The organism is Streptomyces prunicolor NBRC 13075, assembly GCF_000367365.1.
GTDB classification, from domain to species: Bacteria; Actinomycetota; Actinomycetes; order Streptomycetales; family Streptomycetaceae; genus Streptomyces; species Streptomyces prunicolor.
The window spans coordinates 54,240-71,358 of record NZ_BARF01000110.1; the positions used below are offsets into that span (position 1 = coordinate 54,240).

Genomic DNA, 17,119 nt, shown 5'->3' on the forward strand with positions numbered 1-17,119 from the left:
GGCCAATTCGCCTACGTCAGCAAGGCAGTTGCCGGCGACCGGCGTTGGGCAACCGGTTTCCACGCCGTATCCGCCCCCTCACGACGACCGCCGCACATCCCCCGTCCCCGTGCGCCGCAACCGCCTTACGACCGACCGCAGTTCGGTGGCGCTCCGCACCGGCGGCGCGCCTTCGGCCGGAATCGCCGCTTCCTTCGCCTTCGCCACGGCGTCGGCCGCCCACAGGGCGAACTCGGGGTCGCGCGGCCCGTGTGCGACGTACGGCTCGCCCTCGCCGAAGATGCGTACCGGGTGGGTGTCGTCCCAGGCCTGCCACCCGGGGTCGCCGTCCACGGCGAATCGCACCCACGCCCCGTGCATGGCGTCGGCGAGTTCCTGGGGTGCGCCCTGGCCCGCGAGTTTGGCGGCCTCGGGGATGTCGCCCGTGTCGAAGACGAAGCCGAGTTCGAGGGCGTGGCAGGAGCCGAGGTCGGGGAGGTTGGAGGGCCAGGCGAACTCGTAGACGTGGGAGGTGCCGGGGCGGGCGTCGGCGAGGCGGTGCAGGGGGTAGCGGAGGAGGTGGTCGGTGACGAGCTGGCCGACGGTCTCGGCGGTGCCGGCGCCGGGGTGCAGGGCGCGGTAGCCGCGCGGGACCTCGACTCCGCAGTGGCAGCGGGCCATCGCACCGGCCAGGGCGACCGCGCCGAGCCGGTCGACGCGCTCGTGCAGCCCGCCGGGGACCAGCCACAGCCGGTACTCGTCGCGGGTCCAGCCGAGCATCAGGTCGACGCCCCGGGCCGCGTCACCGGCGACGAGGGCCTCCAGCGGATCGCGGGGCACGAGGTCGCCGTCGATGACGATCCCGAACGTGGGTCCGCCGAGCACCGGGCTGCTGAGTCTGCCCACGTCGGCCTGGGTGCGCAGCAGGAGTTCGCGGTCGACGGCGGCGAAGGCCTCGGCGGTGGCGGGGATCTTCAGCCGGGTCGCCATCCGGCGCACCATCCGCCGTACCTTGTCGCGGTCGAAGGCCTCCGGGGGCCCGCTCTGGAGGATGGCCCGGTGTACCAGCCCCTGGGCCTGCGGGGCGGCGAGCAGCGCGCCGATGCTGATCGCGCCGGCGGACTGGCCGAAGAGGGTGATCCGGTCGGGGTCGCCACCGAACTCCGCGATCGACTCGTGCACCCAGCGCAGCGCGGCGAGCTGGTCGCGCAGGCCGGGGTTGGCGGGGGCGTCCGGGAAGAGTCCGTAACCTTCTACGCCCAGGCGGTAGTTGAGCGAGACGAACACGACTCCGTCGCGGGCGAAGGCGTGTCCGTCGTAGACCGGGACGGCCGACGAGCCCCGGGTGAGCGCGCCGCCGTGCAGCCAGACCATCACGGGCAGCCGGGCGCCCGGGCCGGGTTCCGGGGTCCATACGTTGAGGTTGAGGCAGTCGTCGCCGGGCAGGGCGGGGTCGGAGAGCAGTTTGGCGAAGGCTTCGGAGTACGGCGGTTTCGGCGCGGTCGGGCCGAAGGCGAGCGCGTCGCGCACTCCGGTCCAGGGCTCGGGCGGGACGGGCGGGCGGAACCGCCGGGGGCCGATGGGAGGGGCCGCGTAGGGGATGCCCCGGAAGACCGCGATCCCGTTCTCGTACCGGCCGCGTACCGCCCCGTGGGGGGTGCCCACCACGGGGTCCATCTGCTCCGCCGTCTGCGTCGTCGTCGCCGTCATCCGCCCACCAGCTCCTCACCACGCTCGTGAACCATGCTGCTCATCAGAGCATCACACCGAGCCCAGCTATTCCGGCGGACGAGCGCGGCTGGACGGGTCATGACGGTGCACCCGGGGGCGTACTACGTCCGTTCGGGTCGGGAACCGATCGAAATATTTCCGCGCCCGGGGTCCCCTCTCACCGATTGACCCCCGCTCCACAGCAGATCTACGGTAGAAGACGTTTTCAGAAAACGTTTCCCACTCCGTACTGGAGGGTCATGCCCAGCGCCCAGCCGCCGAGGGCCATGTTCGCCATGGATCCGGTGCACCTGCCCCTGCTCTTCCCCTCCCCCCTGATGGCACGGCTCCGGCAGACGGCCGAGATCGACCCGGGGCTCGTCGTACAGGACTTCGCCGACCCCCAGGCCGCCCGCGCCCTGGCCGAGGCCGAGGTCCTGATCACCGGCTGGGGCTGCCCGCACCTCGACGCCGACGCGCTGGCGGCGGCACCCCGGCTGCGCACCGTGCTGCACGCGGCGGGCTCCGTCCGTTCGCTGGTCGGCGAGGCCCTGTGGGAACGCGGGGTGACCGTCTCCAGCGCGGTCACCGGCAACGCGCTCCCGGTCGCCGAGTACACCCTCGCGATGATCCTGCTCGCCGGGAAGGACACCTTCGCCCAGCGGGAACGCTTCCGGCACACGCACGCGTACCCGACACCCGCCGAGACCGCGCCGATCGGCAACCTCGGCCGCCGCATCGGCGTCATCGGCGCCTCCCGGGTGGGCCGCAGACTCCTCGAACTGCTGCGGCCGTACGACTTCGAGGTCCTCCTGCACGACCCCTACGTCAGCGTCACCGAGGCCGCCGCGCTCGGGGCCGAACTCCTGCCGCTGGACCACCTGTTGAGCGGCAGCGACATCGTCAGCCTGCACGCCCCCGACATCCCCGAGACGCAGCACATGCTGGACCGCGGACGGCTCGCCCTCATCCGGGACGGCGGGGTGCTGATCAACACCTCCCGGGGCGCCCTGATCGACCACGAGGCCCTGACCGACGAACTGTTGTCCGGCCGCCTGACCGCGATCCTCGACGTCACCGAACCCGAGCCACTGCCCCCCACATCTCCCCTGTACAAGCTGCCGAACGTCTTCCTCACCCCCCACATCGCGGGCTCCCTCGGCAACGAGCTGGCGCGGCTCGGCGGCATCGTCGTCGACGAGCTGGAGCGGCTGGCCGCGGGCCTGCCACCGGCCCACGAGGTACGGCACGCGGACCTGGCCCGTGTCGCCTGATCCGCGCCGTCCACAGGCCGGCGCACCGGGAACAACCGTGGGATACGGTTTCCGGACCGGCGCCGGAGCAGGCCCCAGGGCGCCCGGTGGAAACACGGTCATGGTGAAGGAGTCCCTACGGTGAGTCAGCGCAAGGCGTCGGGCGACGTCGGCCGGGCGACGATCCGGGACGTCGCGGAGCGCGCCGGGGTCTCCGTGGCGAGCGTCTCGCGCGTGCTGTCCGGCAACTACCCGGTGTCGGAGGAGCTGCGCCGCCGGGTGCTGAAGGTGGTCGGCGACCTGGACTACGTCACCAACGCGCACGCCCGTTCGCTGGCCGGCGGCGGTACGCCCACGGTGGCGATCCTCATCAACAACATCACCGGCGCGGCATTCGCCCACGTGGCCAAGGGAGTTGAGGGCGCGGCCACCCTGCGCGGCTGGCTCTCCCTGGTCGGCACGACCGGCGACGACCCCGAGCGCGAGCTAGCGCTGGTCAACCTCATGCGCCAACAGGGCGTCGCCGCCGTGGTGTTGCTCGGTGGGGCGTACGACTTCGACGAGTACCAACTCCGCATGGCCGGCTTCGCCCGCTCCCTCGACGCGGCGGGATCGCACCTCGTGCTCGTCGGCCGCCCGCCCCTGGAGGGCGACGTCCCGGCGACGACGGTCGACTACGACAACGAGGGCGGCGCCTACGCCATGGCCAGCCACCTCCTCTCGGCCGGCCACCGCCGGGTCCTGGTCCTGCCCGGGCACTCCGAACTCACCACCGCCCAGGGCCGGTTGAGGGGAGCGCAACGGGCCTTCGAGGCGTACGGCGTGCCGTTCGACCCGGGGATGGTGCGGCACGGCCCGTACGACTACGAGCACGGGTACGAGGCGGTGGAGGACACCCTGAAGGAGGGCGTGGACTTCACCGCGGTGCTCGCGGGGACCGATGTGGTCGCCGCGGGCGCCATGCAGGCACTGCGCGCGGCGGGGCTGCGGGTGCCCGAGGACGTGTCGATCGTCGGCTACGACGACATCCCGCTGGCCTCCCAGCTCACCCCGCAACTCACCACCGTGCACGTCCCGTACGAGGAGATGGGCCGGGTCGCGCTGCGCGCGGTGGCGGACCGGCGCGAGGGCGGCGGCACGGGCCGACGCAGGGGCAACGACGGCGACCATCTGGTCCTGGGCACGCATGTCGTCGTACGGAACTCGGTACGGCCGCCCGCGCGACGCGACTAGGCACACCGGAAGATCCCCGGAAGATCCTTCGTTACGTAACCGGTTTCCCTTCAAACTCCCTGGCCAGCAGGGGTCTGTCCAGGGACATGGAAACAACTTGCTGCACACCTCTTGCTCCGAACAGGCCACCCTGCCTACCTTCGCAGCAACCGGTTTCTACCTCTTCTCTTCCGAAGGAACACGGTCTGATGAACATCACCAGCCCCCGGAGAAGGTTCGCTCGTGCAGCCGTCGCGAGCCTCGCACTGACGGGTCTGCTCTCCGCCTGCGGCGGATCCGGCTCGGGGGACAAAGCGTCCTCGGGTCCGGTCACCCTCCCCTTCTGGGGCTGGGCCAACGGGCAGGACGCGGTCGTGAAGGCGTTCAACGCCGCTCACCAGGACATCAAGCTCAAGTACACCAAGGTCACCGACCAGTTGACGATGCAGAAGCAGCTCACCAACGCGGTCAAGGCCGGCAACGCGCCCTGCCTGGTGCAGAACACGGCGGAGTACGTGACCACCTGGGTCTCGCAGGGCGCGCTCGCCGACATCTCGAAGTACGTCTCCGCCGACAAGGCCAAGTTCAACGCGGGCGCGTGGGCCAGTGCGCAGGTGCAGGGCAAGTCCTATGGCGTGCCGACCAGTTCGGCCCCCGCGTTCACGATCTACCGCACCGACGTCTTCACGAAGTACGGCCTCAAGGCGCCGACGACCTGGGACGAGTTCATCGCCGCGGGCAAGGTCCTGAAGAAGCACGGCATCAAGATCACCAACTTCGCCGGTGAGGACCCGAGCACCCTGGAAGTCCTCTCCATGCAGGCCGGGGCACACTGGTACGCCATCGACGGAAACTCCTGGAAGGTCGACTTCCAGGACGCGGGCAGCCTCAAGGCGGCCCGGGTGATCCAGGAGATCATCGACAACGACCTCAACTCCAAGCTCTCCTTCGCGGATTACGCGGCCGTACAGCGCAACTACGACAACGGCGGCACCGCGACCCGGCAGATCTCCACCTGGCAGATGGCCGGCATGGTGCAGAACTTCACCAAGTCCGACGGGAAGTGGGCGCTGTCGCCCTGGCCGGCGTTCGCGGGTGAGGCCGCCAAGACACCCGCCGGGACCAACCAGAGCGGTGGCGTCACGCTGGTGACCAAGCAGTGCGCGCATCAACAGCAGGCCGCCGAGGCCGCGTTGTGGATGTCGACCAACACCGGCGCGGTGAAGACGATGGCGAGCCCGACCACCGGCAACGGCGTGATGCCGGCGCTGGCCGACAGCAATGCCTATGTCGCCGAGGCGATCTCCGACAAGCTGCTCGGCACGAACTACGAGCCCGCGAAGCAGATCGTCACCGACAGCCTGAACACCGTCACCTCGGACTGGGTGTTCGGCCCGGACTGGACCGCGATGTTCACCGAGCTGCAGACCGGCTGGGCGAAGGTGATGAACAAGCAGGAGAAGGTCACCGATCTGCTGGCGCACATGCAGGAGTGGACGGTCAAGGACCTGAAGTCCCGCGGTATCAGCGTCAAGGGCTGAGGCAGCACCGATGATTCGCTCCCAGCGCTGGAAGGGTGCCGCGTTCACGGTGCCCTTCCAACTCGGCTTCGTCTTCCTGTACTTGATACCGATCGGGTACGCCGTCTACGAGTCGCTGTTCGTGGAGCACCAGTCGGGGCTCGGCCTCGGCGGCTCCACGCAGAAGTTCTCCGGCCTGGACAACTACCAACAGGGCCTGACCGACTCGGCGTTCATGAACTCGGTACTGCGCGTGGTGCTGTTCGCCTGTGTGCAGCTCCCGGTGATGCTGCTCATCAGCCTGCTGCTGGCGCTGTTCCTGGACGCGCTGTCCTCGAAGGCCGCGGGCCGCTTCCGGATCTTCCTCCTCGTGCCGTACATGATCCCCGGGGTCGTCGCGGCGATCGTGTGGATCAACCTGTACAGCCCGGACGTCGGCCCGTTGACGCCACTGGGCAAGGTGTTCGGGCTGTCCTGGAACTTCTTCGCGCCCTCGATGGTCTGGCCGTCCATCGGCAACCTGCTGACCTGGCACGGCATCGGCTACAACATGGTGATCATCTACGCGGCGCTCCAGGGCGTCCCCCGCGACCTGTTCGAGGCGGCCCGCCTCGACGGCGCCTCCGAGTTTCGGGTCGCGACGAGCATCAAAATCCCTTACGTACGGGGGGCGTTGGTGCTGACCGGGATGCTCTCGATCATCCAGATGCTGCAGATCTTCAACGAGCCGGCGCTGTTCCGGAACGTCACCCCGCAGACGGTGAACGACAGCTTCACACCCATCATGATCATCTACAACCAGGCGTTCAACGCGGGCAACTACCACTACGCGGCGGCCCTTTCGGTCCTCCTCGCCCTCATCCTCGGCCTCGCCTCCTTCCTCTTCTACCGGCTCACCGCGAAGGAGGCCGACTGATGACCCTCATCGAAGAACGCCGGAACGCCCATCAGGTCCGCCGCCTCAACAAGCCCGACCCGGCGGCCCGTTCACGCGGCGGCCAGCGTTTCCTGCTCGTCGGCCTGGTCCTGGCCAGCGCCTACAGCCTGTTCCCGGTGTGGTGGCTGATCGTCGCCGCGACCAAGAACCGCACGGGCCTCTACCAGAGCAACGGCCTCTGGTTCTCCGGCATGCACCTGTGGGCGAACGTCCGTCAGGTCTTCACCTACGAGAACGGCATCTTCCTGCGCTGGACCGCAAACTCCTTCCTCTACGCGGGAGTCGGGTCCCTGGGCGGCACGCTCATCGCCCTCGCGACGGGCTACGGCCTCGCGCGCTTCGAATTCCCGGGCCGCAGCGCGGTGTTCGCGTGCGTGGTGGGCTCGTTCCTGATCCCGATCGCGCTGCTCACCCTCCCGCTGTACCTGATGTTCTCGAAGATCGGCCTGGTCGACACCCCCTGGGCGATGCTGATCCCCTGCCTGATCAACCCGTTCAGCGTCTACCTCGCCAAGGTGTACACGGAGGCCACGGTCCCCTTCGAACTCCTGGAAGCCGCACGCCTCGACGGCGCGGGCGAACTCCGTATCTTCTTCAGCATCGTGCTGCGGATGATGACGACGGGCGGGGCAACTGTCTTCCTCCTCGCCTTCGTGAACACCTGGAACGCCTTCTTCCTCCCGCTGACCGTACTGCGCGGCGAGGAGAACTGGACGCTCAACATCGGCCTCTACAACTGGTCCGGCAAACGCCTGGAGTCGGGCGTCGACCTCACCAGCCTGGTCCTGACCGGCGCGCTGCTGTCCATCGTCCCGATGGCCGTGATGATGGTGGCGATGCGCCGCTACTGGCGCACCGGGGTCACCCTGGGAGCCCTCAAGTGACCTTGCTGCACAACCCTGTTGTCCGCGGCTTCGCCCCCGACCCCTCGATGGTCAGGGTGGGCGACTGGTACTACGTGGCGAACAGTTCCTTCGAGTGGTTCCCGACGATCCCGATCCACCGCTCGCGGGACCTCGCGCACTGGGAGTACGCGGGCCATGTGCGGGGCGCGGTCCCCGGCGATTCCCTGGCGGGCGTCCCGGACTCGGGCGGCATCTGGGCACCTTCGCTGAGCTGGGACGGCGAGCGTTTCTGGATGACGTACGCGATCGTCCGCTCGGTGGGCACGCCGTACTTCGACGCCGACACCTACATCACTACGGCGGCGGATGTCGGCGGCAAGTGGGCCGCCCCGCAGCGCGTCGCGAGCCACGGCTTCGACCCGGCGCTCTTCCACGACGAGGGCCGACTCTGGCTGCTGAACCTCCAGAACGACTGTCGCCCCGGCGGTCGGCGCTTCGCGGGCATCGTCGCGACCGAGTTGGACCACGACACGCTCACCCCGACCGGCGCGACCCATCTGCTGCTCCAGCACGAACGGCTCGTGGAGGGACCGAAGTTGGTGCGCTGGGGCGGCTGGTACTACCTGCTGCTCGCGGAGGGCGGCACGGGGTTCGAGCACGGGGTGCTGGTGGCACGCAGCCGTACGGTCACCGGTCCTTACGAGCTCGACGACCGCCCTTTGCTGACGTCCCGGGACGACCCGTCGGTGCCGTTGCAGAAGGCGGGCCACGGCGAGCTGGTCGAACTTCCGGGCGGGGACTGGGTGTTGAGCCACCTGGCGGCACGACCGGTCCAGACCCCGGACGGGCCGCGTTGCACCCTGGGCCGGGAGACCGCGATCCAGGCGGTGACCTGGGACGCGGACGGCTGGCCGAGGCTACGGCAGGGCGGCCGGCATCCGGCGGTCGAGGTGGACGTGGCGTCGAGTCCCACTCCGGTCGACCAAGTCCCGTATTCCGACGGCCCGTTGGGCTGGCCCTGGAGCAGCCCGCGCGCTTACCCGGACTCCTCCTGGGCCGACACCACCACCCGCCCCGACTGGATCCGGCTGCGCGGACGGCACGGGCCGGAGTCGCGGTGGGCGCACAGTGTGCTCGCCCAGCGGATCACCGAGCACCGGGCGGAGGCCGAAGTCACGGTCGAGGCACGGCCGTTGACGTTCACGCAGGCGGCGGGGCTGGTGCTCTGGTACGGCGCCGAGGCGTATCTGAGCCTGCATCTGACCTGGGCGGAGCCCGAGGGTGAGCGGCAACGCGGGCAGCAGTGGCGGGGTGGTGGCCGTACGGTGCTGAGCCTGGTCGAGCGGGACGAGGGCGGCACCCGGCAGGTGGCCGTCCTAGCGGTGGATGGCCGTGCTCCGCTGGTGCTGGGGGTGACGGTCGAGGGGGCCGATGCTCGGTTCTGGTATGTGCGGGACGGGGTTCGGGCGCCGGTGGGGCCGGAGTTGGACTTCAGTCGGCTGTCCGACGACTACGGGTCGCGGCTGCGGTTCACCGGTGCGATGGCGGGGATCCATGTGTGGGATCTGGTCGGCGCGGGGTTCACCGCCGATTTCAGCCGGTTCTGTCTCGACTGCACGGTCGGCTGAACTGTTCGGGGTTTCGAAAGGCCGGGTCGGCACCATCGGGTGAACTCCCTGGTCTTCCCGCCGTGTTGGCGCGCACCTATCGTAGGAAGCGCTTTCTGGACGGCTGGTGGCCGGGCCGGGGAAGCGGCGCTGGTCGAAACTTTCGTTGGCCCTCGGGCGGGCTGGAGAGGCGGTACCCGATGGTCCGTGCGGGGAGCGCGAGCGTGACGGCAGGGCCGACGCTGGCGGTGGTGGCCCGGGAGGCGGGGGTGTCCGTGCCGACCGCGTCCAAGGTGGTCAACGGCCGGGAGGACGTGGCGCCGGAGACGCGGCGGCGGGTTACCGAGGCGCTGGAGCGGCTCGGGTATGTGCGCAGGCCGCGGTTCGACGCGGGCAAGGCGCCCGCGCTGGTCGATCTGGTCGTGCACTCGTTGGAGAGTTCCTGGTCGGGGGCGGTGCTGCACGGGGTGGAGGAAGCCGCGTACGAGGCGGGACTTGAGGTGGTGGTGTCGGCCGGACTGACCCGGACGCGCGCCGAACGGCCCGAACGGGGCTGGCTGGACAAGCTGGTTGGCCGGGGTTCGGCCGGAGTCCTGTTCAATCTGGCCGAGTTGACGCCGTCCCAGTACGCCTGGCTCGACCAGCACCGCATCCCGTTCGTGATGATCGACCCCGTGCACGAGCCGCCGCCGGGTGTCGTGTCGGTCGGCGCGGCCAACTGGCAGGGCGGGGTGGCCGCGACCGAGCATCTGCTCGCCCTGGGCCACGACCGCATTGCCGTCATCGCCGGTCACCGCCACAAGATGTGCAGCAGCGCCCGCGTCGCCGGCTACCGCTCCGCGCTCGCCTCGGCCGGGGTGCCCGTGCGCCCCGAGTACATCCGCCACGGCGGCTTCGACCAGGCCATGGCCCGCAGCCGTATGCGCGAACTCCTCGATCTGCCCGAGCCGCCCACGGCGGTCTTCGTCTGCTCCGACCGGATGGCGCTCGGGGTCTACGAGGCCTTGGTGGAACGGGAGTTGAGCGTCCCGGACGACATGAGCGTGGTCGGCTTCGACGACCTTCCCGAGTCCCGCTGGGTGACTCCCGCGCTGACCACGATCCGGCAGCCGCTGTCGGAGATGGCGGCCACGGCGCTGCGGCTGCTGGTCCGGCTGATGGACGGGGACCGGCCGGAGGGGACGCGGACGGAGTTGTCGACGCGGTTGGTGGAGCGGGCGAGTACGGGGGCGCCGGGCGGCCGGCACACCGACCGTAGATCGTGACCATGGATGCGGGGCTCGCCGGTCGGTAGCCTGCCGGTGTGGCCAGGTCATGGGACAAGCAGCAGTTGATCGCGGACGGCTTCGAGCCCACGTACGTGGACTTGGAGTGGTACGACGGGCCGCGCAAGGGACTCGCGCTCGTCGACGGTGTCCCGCACTACTACGAGGGATGGGAGTACGACGGCACCGACGAGGCCGACGAATACGTCGTGTGGCCCGCGAGCGAGGTGGCGGTGGCGATGGAGCGCGAGCAGTGGGCGATCTACGTCACCTACGAGGTTTCCGATGCCGGGTTGGAGGAGCATCCGGGGCACGGAGGGATCGATGCCCGTTACGACGAACTGCAGTTGCTCCTCGCGCCGCACCGTCAGGAGCCGGAGGGTGCTCGCCGGCTCGTGGGTGAGGTGCGGTTCGACAACGGGGACGAACGCTACCGGTTCGACGGGGTCGACCACTGGTTCCGGTGGCGCCCGGCCAAGTGAGCCGGGCCGCCGTCTCGACGAGAGCTTCCAGCAACATCGCGAAAGCCGAATTCAGCTCGAAACACCCGCCGCCGCGCCGTTCGTGCACGATCTTCCTGACCGCGTCCAGCGAGTACGGGATCGGCTCCCCGAGAAGGAAGAACAGGTTCTCGAAGGGAACGGACAGCACATGGCGCTCGTGCAGATGGCGCAGGGCGTCCGCGTCGACTCGCTCCGGCCGCTTGGCGCCTATGCGTTCCAGATAGGCGTCGATGAGTTCTTCGTCCATGACGCTCTCACTTCTCCAGGCAGAACTCGTTGATGGGATAGCCGACATGGCGGTCCTCGGCGGGCAGATATCCCAACACCCGGTCGCCGGGCTTGAGTTCGGTGCTGTTCAGCACCGCTCCGCCCGGGCCGAGCACCCGTACGTGCCAGTCGTCCTGGAGAATCAGATTGACGGCACGCCCGTCATCGGACTTCGCGTCGATGGAGATGAGCGGCCGGCTCTCTATCTTGACCCGTCCAACGGTGACGATACGGGTCTGGCCCTTTACGTCGACGGCCATGACCTTGCTGCCGGACTTCAGCTCGCTGAGATAGTGGGTACGCCCGTCACGGGAAAGCGTGTAGGAGTGAATGGCCCCCGCGTTCACCCTAAAAGGCCGGGTGGGCATATAGGGAAGCGGATGCGTCTCGCTCACGCACAGGATCATCCCCTTGGAGTGCGAGCCGACCAGGATTCCCTCGTCCTCACGGAAGTGGCTGCACGTGTCGACGCAGGCCCGCTCCCCCATGCCCACATGCTCGGTGGCGACGACCGTGAGCTCGACCAGATCGAGGGGCTGGGTCACGACGGCGGACGCCTGCTTGAGAGCGGTGGCGTCGCCCACGGCGTTCGGCGCCATCATCACGCCGTCGGAGCCGTGTTCGAGCACCCCGAAGATGATCTCCGCCTCGGCCACGTCCCCGGCCACGGTGATCAGACTGCCCTCGGCACCGGCGGCGGCCGCGATGACGATCTCCAGCGGGATCTTCGTGGAGTCGCGGAACAGCAGCAGACTCCACTCCTCCGTGCGGGCCGACTGACAGGCGTCCTCCAGCGTCTGCGCGTCGACGATCTCCACGAACCGTCCGAACTCGACTCCCGGATACACCGCCGAGAGTGCCGCGGGCGTCCCGTGCACGCGCGGATCGACGATCACCACGTCGGCCGCGCCGAGATCGTCGGGAAGCTCCTTGAACTCCGTACCGTGCGGGAAGAAGATCTTCTTCACCGTCGGGGGCAGGTCACCCAGGTCCGCCAGGGTGTCCGAGACGATGCCGTCCAGCCGCTGGTGCAACGCCTCTTCGAGGAGTGCCTGCTTGGCGGCGGCACCGCGAACATCAAGCCACGTGAGCTTCACGATTTCCCATCTCTTTCATGCCGTTCATGTCGTTCAGGTTCTTCACGCCGAACTCCACGGGAGCGGGCGGAGGCACATCCCCGTGTACAAGACGGGCCAATTCACGTGTCGTAGCGACCGGGTTGTCGGATTCGAAGATGTTCCGGCCCATGGCGATACCGGCCGCACCGCACCGAAGCGCGGAATCGACGAATTCCAGCAGGGCTTTCTCATCGCCGACCCGCGGGCCGCCGGCCACCAGAATCGGTACCGGACAGGAGGCTGTCAGGCGCAGCATGTCCACATCGGATTCGAGGGCGTAGGTCTTTATCAGATCGGCCCCGAGTTCGGCCGCGACCGTCACGGCGGCGGCGACCAGTTCCGGATCGCGAGGGTCGGTGACCCGCGGGCCTCGCGGGTACATCATCGCCATCAGCGGAATGTTCCAGCGGTCACACGCTTCCGCCACGACCGCCATATCGGCTATCTGCCGGGCCTCTTGCCGAGAACCGACGTTGACGTGCACGCTGACCGCGTCGGCGCCGAGCCGCAGCGCCTCTTCGACGGTCGCGACGAGGCATTTCGCATCGGGGTCGGGGGCGTGCGCGGTACTCGCGCTCAAATGCACGACGAGCGACATCTGCGTGAACCAGGCCGGATCCACCCGGCGGACACTGCCTTTGTGCAGGACCACGGCGCCCGCACCGTTCGTCGCCAACTGGCCGACCAGCCGGTTGAGTCCGAACCCGCCCCCGGCGATGGGCCCGTCCGTCAGCGGATGGTCCAGGGGAACGACCAGCATGCGCCGCGGATTACGTCTGTAGAGCCGCAGCAGCCTCAGTGTGCGGGCGCTCGAAGCGCCGTCGAATATCTGCATCCAGTCCATCCCCGTTCCGTGCCTGGCCGGCTGTCCGGTCTCCAGAAGTGGGCTCGTCGGGCCGCCCGCTGTGGTCGTCTACGGCTGCCACCCGGGCGAGGTTCACCGAGGGATCAGGACAGTTGAGGCCCGGCCGATCCGGCCATGGGACGAGCCCGGTTCCCTCCTGCGAACAGAACGAACCAGGACGCTCGGGGCCTGGTTCAGCGCCCCGTCCCCGTTCGTCGGCAGGTCGCCGCGTCGCACCGGCGCGGTGGCCGTGCGGGCGGACGGCCCCGCCACGTAGCCTCGGTCGAGATGAACGCCCTTCCCGCACGCCTCGACCACCTCGTCCTCGCGACCCCCGATCTGGCGGCGACGGTCGGCGAGTTCACCGAGCGCACAGGCATCGCACCGGTCGCGGGCGGCGCCCATGTCGGGCTCGGTACCCGCAACTGCCTTGTCTCGCTGGGCGGTTCGCGGTATCTGGAGATCATCGGTCCTGACCTGGAGCAGCCCGAGCCGTCATGGCCCCGGCCCTTCGGTGTCGACGGGCTGGCCATCGCCCGGACGGTGACCTGGGCGGTCGCCCCGCCCGACCTGGACGCGGCGGTCGCGGCGGCCCGTGCCCGGGGGTACGACCCCGGGCCCGTGCGCGCGATGAGCCGGCGCCGGCCCGACGGCACGCTGCTGGAGTGGCGGCTCACCGACGGGGACACGGCGCATCCCTCCGGCCTGGTGCCGTTCCTCATCGACTGGAGCTCCTCGCCCCACCCGACGACCGCCTCGGACCTGCCCGTCGTACCTCTGCTGGAGCTGACCGCGACGGCCCCGGTCCCGGACGAGATCCGCCCGTTGTTGTCGGCTGTGGGTGCGGAGCTGGTGGTGGCGGCGGGGCCGGTGGGCCTCTCCTTCACGGTGGACACCCCGCGTGGACCGGTGACCTTCCGCTGAGCGGCCGCCCCGACACGACCGGACCACCGGGTCCGATTCCTTCAAGACCAGCCCTCCCGCCCCCGCCTACCGTGGCCCCATGACTCCACGATTCGACGCGATCGGCCTGGTCGTCTCCGACATGGCCGCCTCTGTCGCCTTCTACCGCCGGCTCAGCTTCGGGTTCGCCGAGGGTGCCGAGGAACAGCCGCACGCCGAGGCCCAACTGCCGGGTGGGCTACGGCTGTTGCTGGACACGGAGGACACCGTCCGCTCGTTCCACCCGGGTTGGCGGTCACCCAGCGGCAGCGGTCGGGCCGCGCTCGCCCTGCTCTGCGACGACCCCGCCGAAGTCGACCGGGTCTACCAGGAGTTGACCGGCGCCGGGCACCGCGGAGAGCTCAAGCCGTGGGACGCCTTCTGGGGCCAGCGGTACGCCGTCGTGCACGACCCGGACGGCAACGGCGTCGACCTCTTCGCCCCGCTGAAGCCTGCCTAGCCGGACCGGCCGAGCAGCTCGCCCAGCGGCATCCCCGCGAACTCCTTGACGTCCCGGGCGAGATGGGCCTGGTCCGCGTAACCGGACCGGGCCGCCGTCTGCGCGAACGGGACTCCGGCGCGGGCCAGCGCGAGGGCCCGTTGGAGCCGCAGCACCCGGGCGAGTGTCTTGGGGCCGTAGCCGAACGCGGTCAGCGAACGGCGGTGCAACTGGCGGGCGCCGATGCCCAGTTCGTCGGCGGTGGCGGCGACGGGGCGGCCCGTGTCGAGGGCCGCGACGAGGTGTCGTAGCAGCGGATCGGGTGGGGGTGTGTCCGCCGCGCGTTCCAGTGCCGCCTCTTCGAGCGCGGTCACAGGGTCGGGGGCCGTGTCGATGCGGGTGCTCAGCTGCCGTACCCCGGCGGCGGGCCACAGGTCGGCGAGGTCGACCCGGCGGTCGCGGAGTTCGTGCGCGGGGACACCCAGGAAAGTGGGCGCGGTGCCGGGGAAGAAGCGGATGCCGACCCAGTGCGCGGGTGCGGTCCCGGGAACGTACGCGTGCGTGTCGGGGCCCGCGACCAGCAGGCGGCCCTCGTTCCAGAGGAGGTCCATGCAGCCGTCGGGCAGGACGGGGTGGACCGGGCCGGCGGTGGATGCCTCGATCGTTCGGCTCCAGACCACCGCGCCGGGCAGCCGCGATGCCCTCTCCACGTACACACCCACCAGGCTACGGCGACCGGTGCTCCTGCGGGCTCACGCCGTAGACCCGTTTGAAGGCGCTGGACAGGGCGAACGCGCTGCCGTAGCCGACCTGCCTCGCTATCGCGCCGATGGTGTCCTCCGTGTCGCGGAGGCGGTCCGCCGCGAGGGCCAGGCGCCAGGCCGTGAGGTACGACATCGGGGGTTCGCCGACCAGGGTGGTGAAGCGGCGGGCCAGGGCCGCGCGGGAGACGCCCGCCTTGGCGGCCAGGGAGGCGACCGTCCAGGGGAGGGCCGGGTCGTCCTGGAGGAGGCGCAGGACCCTGCCTACGACGGGGTCCGCCAGTGCGCGGTACCAGGCCGGGGCCTTCGCCTCCGGGCGGGAGAACCAGGCCCTGAGCGCGGCGATGACCAGCAGGTCCAGGAGGCGGTCCAGGACGACTTCCTGGGCGGGTTCGTCGCGGACGATCTCCTCCATGAGGAGCGGGGTCAGCGGGCACTCCCAGACCTCGGAGGGGAGCGTGAGGAGGGGCGGGAGGGCGTCCAGCAGGCGGCCGTTGATCTCGCCGCGCATGAGGTACGTGCCGATGAGCATCACCGTGGAGCCGTCGAGGCGGTCGCCCCAGGTGCGGACGCCGAGGTCCATGGAGCCGTTGAGCGGGGTGCCGTCGGGGTGGTGGCATTCGGCGCCGGGCAGGATCACGGCCTGTGGGGCGGTGTCGGGGGCGTCTCCGCAGGTGTACGGGTCCGGGCCGCGGGCGATGGCGAGGTCGCCGGCCCGCAGCCGTACCCGCTCCCCCGCCTCCGGGGTGATCCAGGCGTCGCCGCGGACCATGAGCATGACCGTGAGCGGGGCACGGTCCTCGATGCGTACCGCCTACGGCGGGTCGAAGCACGCGCGGATCATGAACGCGCCCCGCGCGCGTGGACCCTCCAGAAGGCCTGCCAGGGCGTCCATGTGGCCAGCGTAGACGCGCGGTTATGGGAATGAGCCGTTCAGCGATGGTCCGTGCCAGCGGACGGGCGTTGACTGGAAGGCATGACACAGAACGCGCGGAACATGACGATTGTGGTCACCGGTGCTTCGGGGCGTACCGGGCGCCGGGTGGCGGAGGCGGCGCGGGCGGCGGGGCTGACCGTGCGGGAGGCCTCGCGGGCGCGGGGGTTCGACTGGGCGGACCGGTCCACGTGGGCGGATGCGCTGCGGGGTGCCGATGCGGCGTACCTGGTGTATCCCTCGGACGTCGGGGCGCCGGACGCGGGGCTCGCGGTGGGGCTGCTCGCGCAGGAGGCGGTCGGGTTGGGGGTACGGCGGCTGGTGCTGCTGTCGGCTCGGGGGGAGGAGCGGGCTCGGCCCACCGAGGAGGCGTTGCGGAGGTCGGGGGCGGACTGGACGGTCGTCCGGGCGTCGTGGTTCGCGCAGAACTTCAGTGAGGGGCCGCTGGTGGAGGGGTTGCGGGATCGTGGGGAACTGGTGTTTCCCGGTGGGTCGGTGCGGGAGCCTCCCCCATAGCCTTAAGGGCATGGGAGGTGCCCCCAGTCGATGTGCGGGACATCGCGGATGTGGTCGTCGCGGCGGTGACTAGCGGGGACCGGTATGTCGGGCAGGCGGTCACTGTGTCCGGGGCGCGGTTGTTGACGTTCGGGGAGGCGGTCGCGGAGATCGCTGCGGTGACGGGGCGCCGGCTGACGTACCGGGCGGTGTCTGCCCGTCAGTACGGGGAGGTTCTCGCGGGGTTCGGGGTGCCGGTGTCGGAAGTGGAGTTCCTGGTGGAGTTGTTCGAGTCGCTGCTGGATGGGCGGAACTCGTATCTCTCCGAGGGGGTTCAGGATGTGTTGGGGCGGGAGCCGCGGGAGTTCTCGGAGTTCGTGCGGGAGGCTGCGGCGGCGGGTGTTTGGAAGGGCGGGGCGTAATCCCTCCCGGGAGGGGAGGCCGGTGCGTTGGCTGCGGGTCCGTTGTGGCTGGTCGCGCCCGCGCGG

General features: G+C 70.0%; 15 protein-coding genes and 2 pseudogenes. 11 read left to right on the top strand and 6 right to left on the bottom strand.

Translation table 11 applies throughout. The annotated features are described in order from the left end of the window. Positions 1–78: 78 nt before the first annotated feature. Entirely contained in the window at positions 79–1,689 is a 1,611-nt protein-coding gene (locus SPR02S_RS45985; RefSeq protein WP_019063813.1) for a carboxylesterase/lipase family protein, read from the bottom strand. Between the two features lie 260 nt (positions 1,690–1,949). On the opposite strand from SPR02S_RS45985, the gene SPR02S_RS45990 reads away from it, so the two are divergent. The 8 genes from SPR02S_RS45990 to SPR02S_RS46025 all read left to right on the top strand — a co-directional run bounded on the left by SPR02S_RS45990 (position 1,950) and on the right by SPR02S_RS46025 (position 10,810). After that, on the top strand, positions 1,950–2,963 hold the full coding sequence (locus SPR02S_RS45990; protein ID WP_026151487.1) for a hydroxyacid dehydrogenase: 1,014 nt from the start codon (positions 1,950–1,952) through the stop codon (positions 2,961–2,963). Between the two features lie 120 nt (positions 2,964–3,083). Next, complete coding sequence (locus tag SPR02S_RS45995; protein WP_019063815.1) at positions 3,084–4,175, top strand: LacI family DNA-binding transcriptional regulator; 1,092 nt, start codon at positions 3,084–3,086, stop codon at positions 4,173–4,175. 188 nt (positions 4,176–4,363) lie between these two features. Beyond that, the gene (locus SPR02S_RS46000; protein ID WP_019063816.1) at positions 4,364–5,695 is read left to right on the top strand and encodes an ABC transporter substrate-binding protein; all 1,332 of its coding nucleotides are present in this window, start codon (positions 4,364–4,366) and stop codon (positions 5,693–5,695) included. Between the two features lie 10 nt (positions 5,696–5,705). Beyond that, positions 5,706–6,590 (top strand): carbohydrate ABC transporter permease, encoded by an 885-nt coding sequence (locus SPR02S_RS46005; protein WP_019063817.1) that lies wholly within the window; start codon positions 5,706–5,708, stop codon positions 6,588–6,590. Beyond that, positions 6,590–7,495, top strand: coding sequence for a carbohydrate ABC transporter permease (locus SPR02S_RS46010; RefSeq protein ID WP_019063818.1), 906 nt, complete (start codon positions 6,590–6,592; stop codon positions 7,493–7,495). Before SPR02S_RS46005 ends, SPR02S_RS46010 begins: the two co-directional genes overlap by 1 nt. After that, on the top strand, positions 7,492–9,084 hold the full coding sequence (locus SPR02S_RS46015; protein WP_019063819.1) for a glycoside hydrolase family 43 protein: 1,593 nt from the start codon (positions 7,492–7,494) through the stop codon (positions 9,082–9,084). Before SPR02S_RS46010 ends, SPR02S_RS46015 begins: the two co-directional genes overlap by 4 nt. A 179-nt stretch (positions 9,085–9,263) precedes the next feature. After that, positions 9,264–10,328 carry a LacI family DNA-binding transcriptional regulator gene (locus SPR02S_RS46020; protein WP_019063820.1) on the top strand — a complete coding sequence of 355 codons (1,065 nt, stop codon included), beginning with the start codon at positions 9,264–9,266 and terminating at the stop codon, positions 10,326–10,328. 38 nt (positions 10,329–10,366) lie between these two features. Next, a complete protein-coding gene (locus SPR02S_RS46025; RefSeq protein WP_019063821.1) occupies positions 10,367–10,810 on the top strand; it encodes a hypothetical protein in 444 nt (147 codons plus the stop codon). A 31-nt stretch (positions 10,811–10,841) separates the two neighbouring features. Here SPR02S_RS46025 and SPR02S_RS61180 read toward each other — a convergent pair. The 3 genes and pseudogenes from SPR02S_RS61180 to SPR02S_RS46035 all read right to left on the bottom strand — a co-directional run. Continuing rightward, positions 10,842–11,126, bottom strand: a pseudogene (locus SPR02S_RS61180) (arylamine N-acetyltransferase); the annotation flags it as partial. Beyond that, positions 11,086–12,195, bottom strand: coding sequence for a 3-dehydroquinate synthase II (locus SPR02S_RS46030; RefSeq protein ID WP_019063822.1), 1,110 nt, complete (start codon positions 12,193–12,195; stop codon positions 11,086–11,088). The pseudogene SPR02S_RS61180 and the gene SPR02S_RS46030, both read right to left, overlap by 41 nt. Then, positions 12,176–13,060: a 2-amino-3,7-dideoxy-D-threo-hept-6-ulosonate synthase gene (locus tag SPR02S_RS46035; RefSeq protein WP_019063823.1), complete on the bottom strand. Its 885-nt coding sequence runs from the start codon at positions 13,058–13,060 to the stop codon at positions 12,176–12,178. The genes SPR02S_RS46030 and SPR02S_RS46035 overlap by 20 nt, the downstream gene beginning before the upstream one ends. A 288-nt stretch (positions 13,061–13,348) precedes the next feature. On the opposite strand from SPR02S_RS46035, the gene SPR02S_RS46040 reads away from it, so the two are divergent. Together SPR02S_RS46040 and SPR02S_RS46045 are read left to right on the top strand one after the other, a co-directional pair. Then, positions 13,349–13,984, top strand: a complete 636-nt coding sequence (locus SPR02S_RS46040; RefSeq protein WP_019063824.1) for a VOC family protein — start codon at positions 13,349–13,351, stop codon at positions 13,982–13,984. A 79-nt stretch (positions 13,985–14,063) separates the two neighbouring features. Continuing rightward, positions 14,064–14,462, top strand: coding sequence for a VOC family protein (locus tag SPR02S_RS46045; RefSeq protein ID WP_019063825.1), 399 nt, complete (start codon positions 14,064–14,066; stop codon positions 14,460–14,462). Here the strand turns inward: SPR02S_RS46045 and SPR02S_RS46050 are convergent. Together SPR02S_RS46050 and SPR02S_RS57865 are read right to left on the bottom strand one after the other, a co-directional pair. Further along, positions 14,459–15,157 (bottom strand): helix-turn-helix domain-containing protein, encoded by a 699-nt coding sequence (locus SPR02S_RS46050; protein ID WP_026151488.1) that lies wholly within the window; start codon positions 15,155–15,157, stop codon positions 14,459–14,461. The genes SPR02S_RS46045 and SPR02S_RS46050 overlap by 4 nt on opposite strands. Before the next feature lie 10 nt (positions 15,158–15,167). Next, positions 15,168–16,007: a helix-turn-helix transcriptional regulator gene (locus SPR02S_RS57865; protein WP_245607742.1), complete on the bottom strand. Its 840-nt coding sequence runs from the start codon at positions 16,005–16,007 to the stop codon at positions 15,168–15,170. Positions 16,008–16,178: 171 nt separating this feature from the next. On the opposite strand from SPR02S_RS57865, the pseudogene SPR02S_RS57870 reads away from it, so the two are divergent. Next, a pseudogene (locus SPR02S_RS57870) lies at positions 16,179–17,053 on the top strand (Rossmann-fold NAD(P)-binding domain-containing protein). Positions 17,054–17,119: the final 66 nt, after the last annotated feature.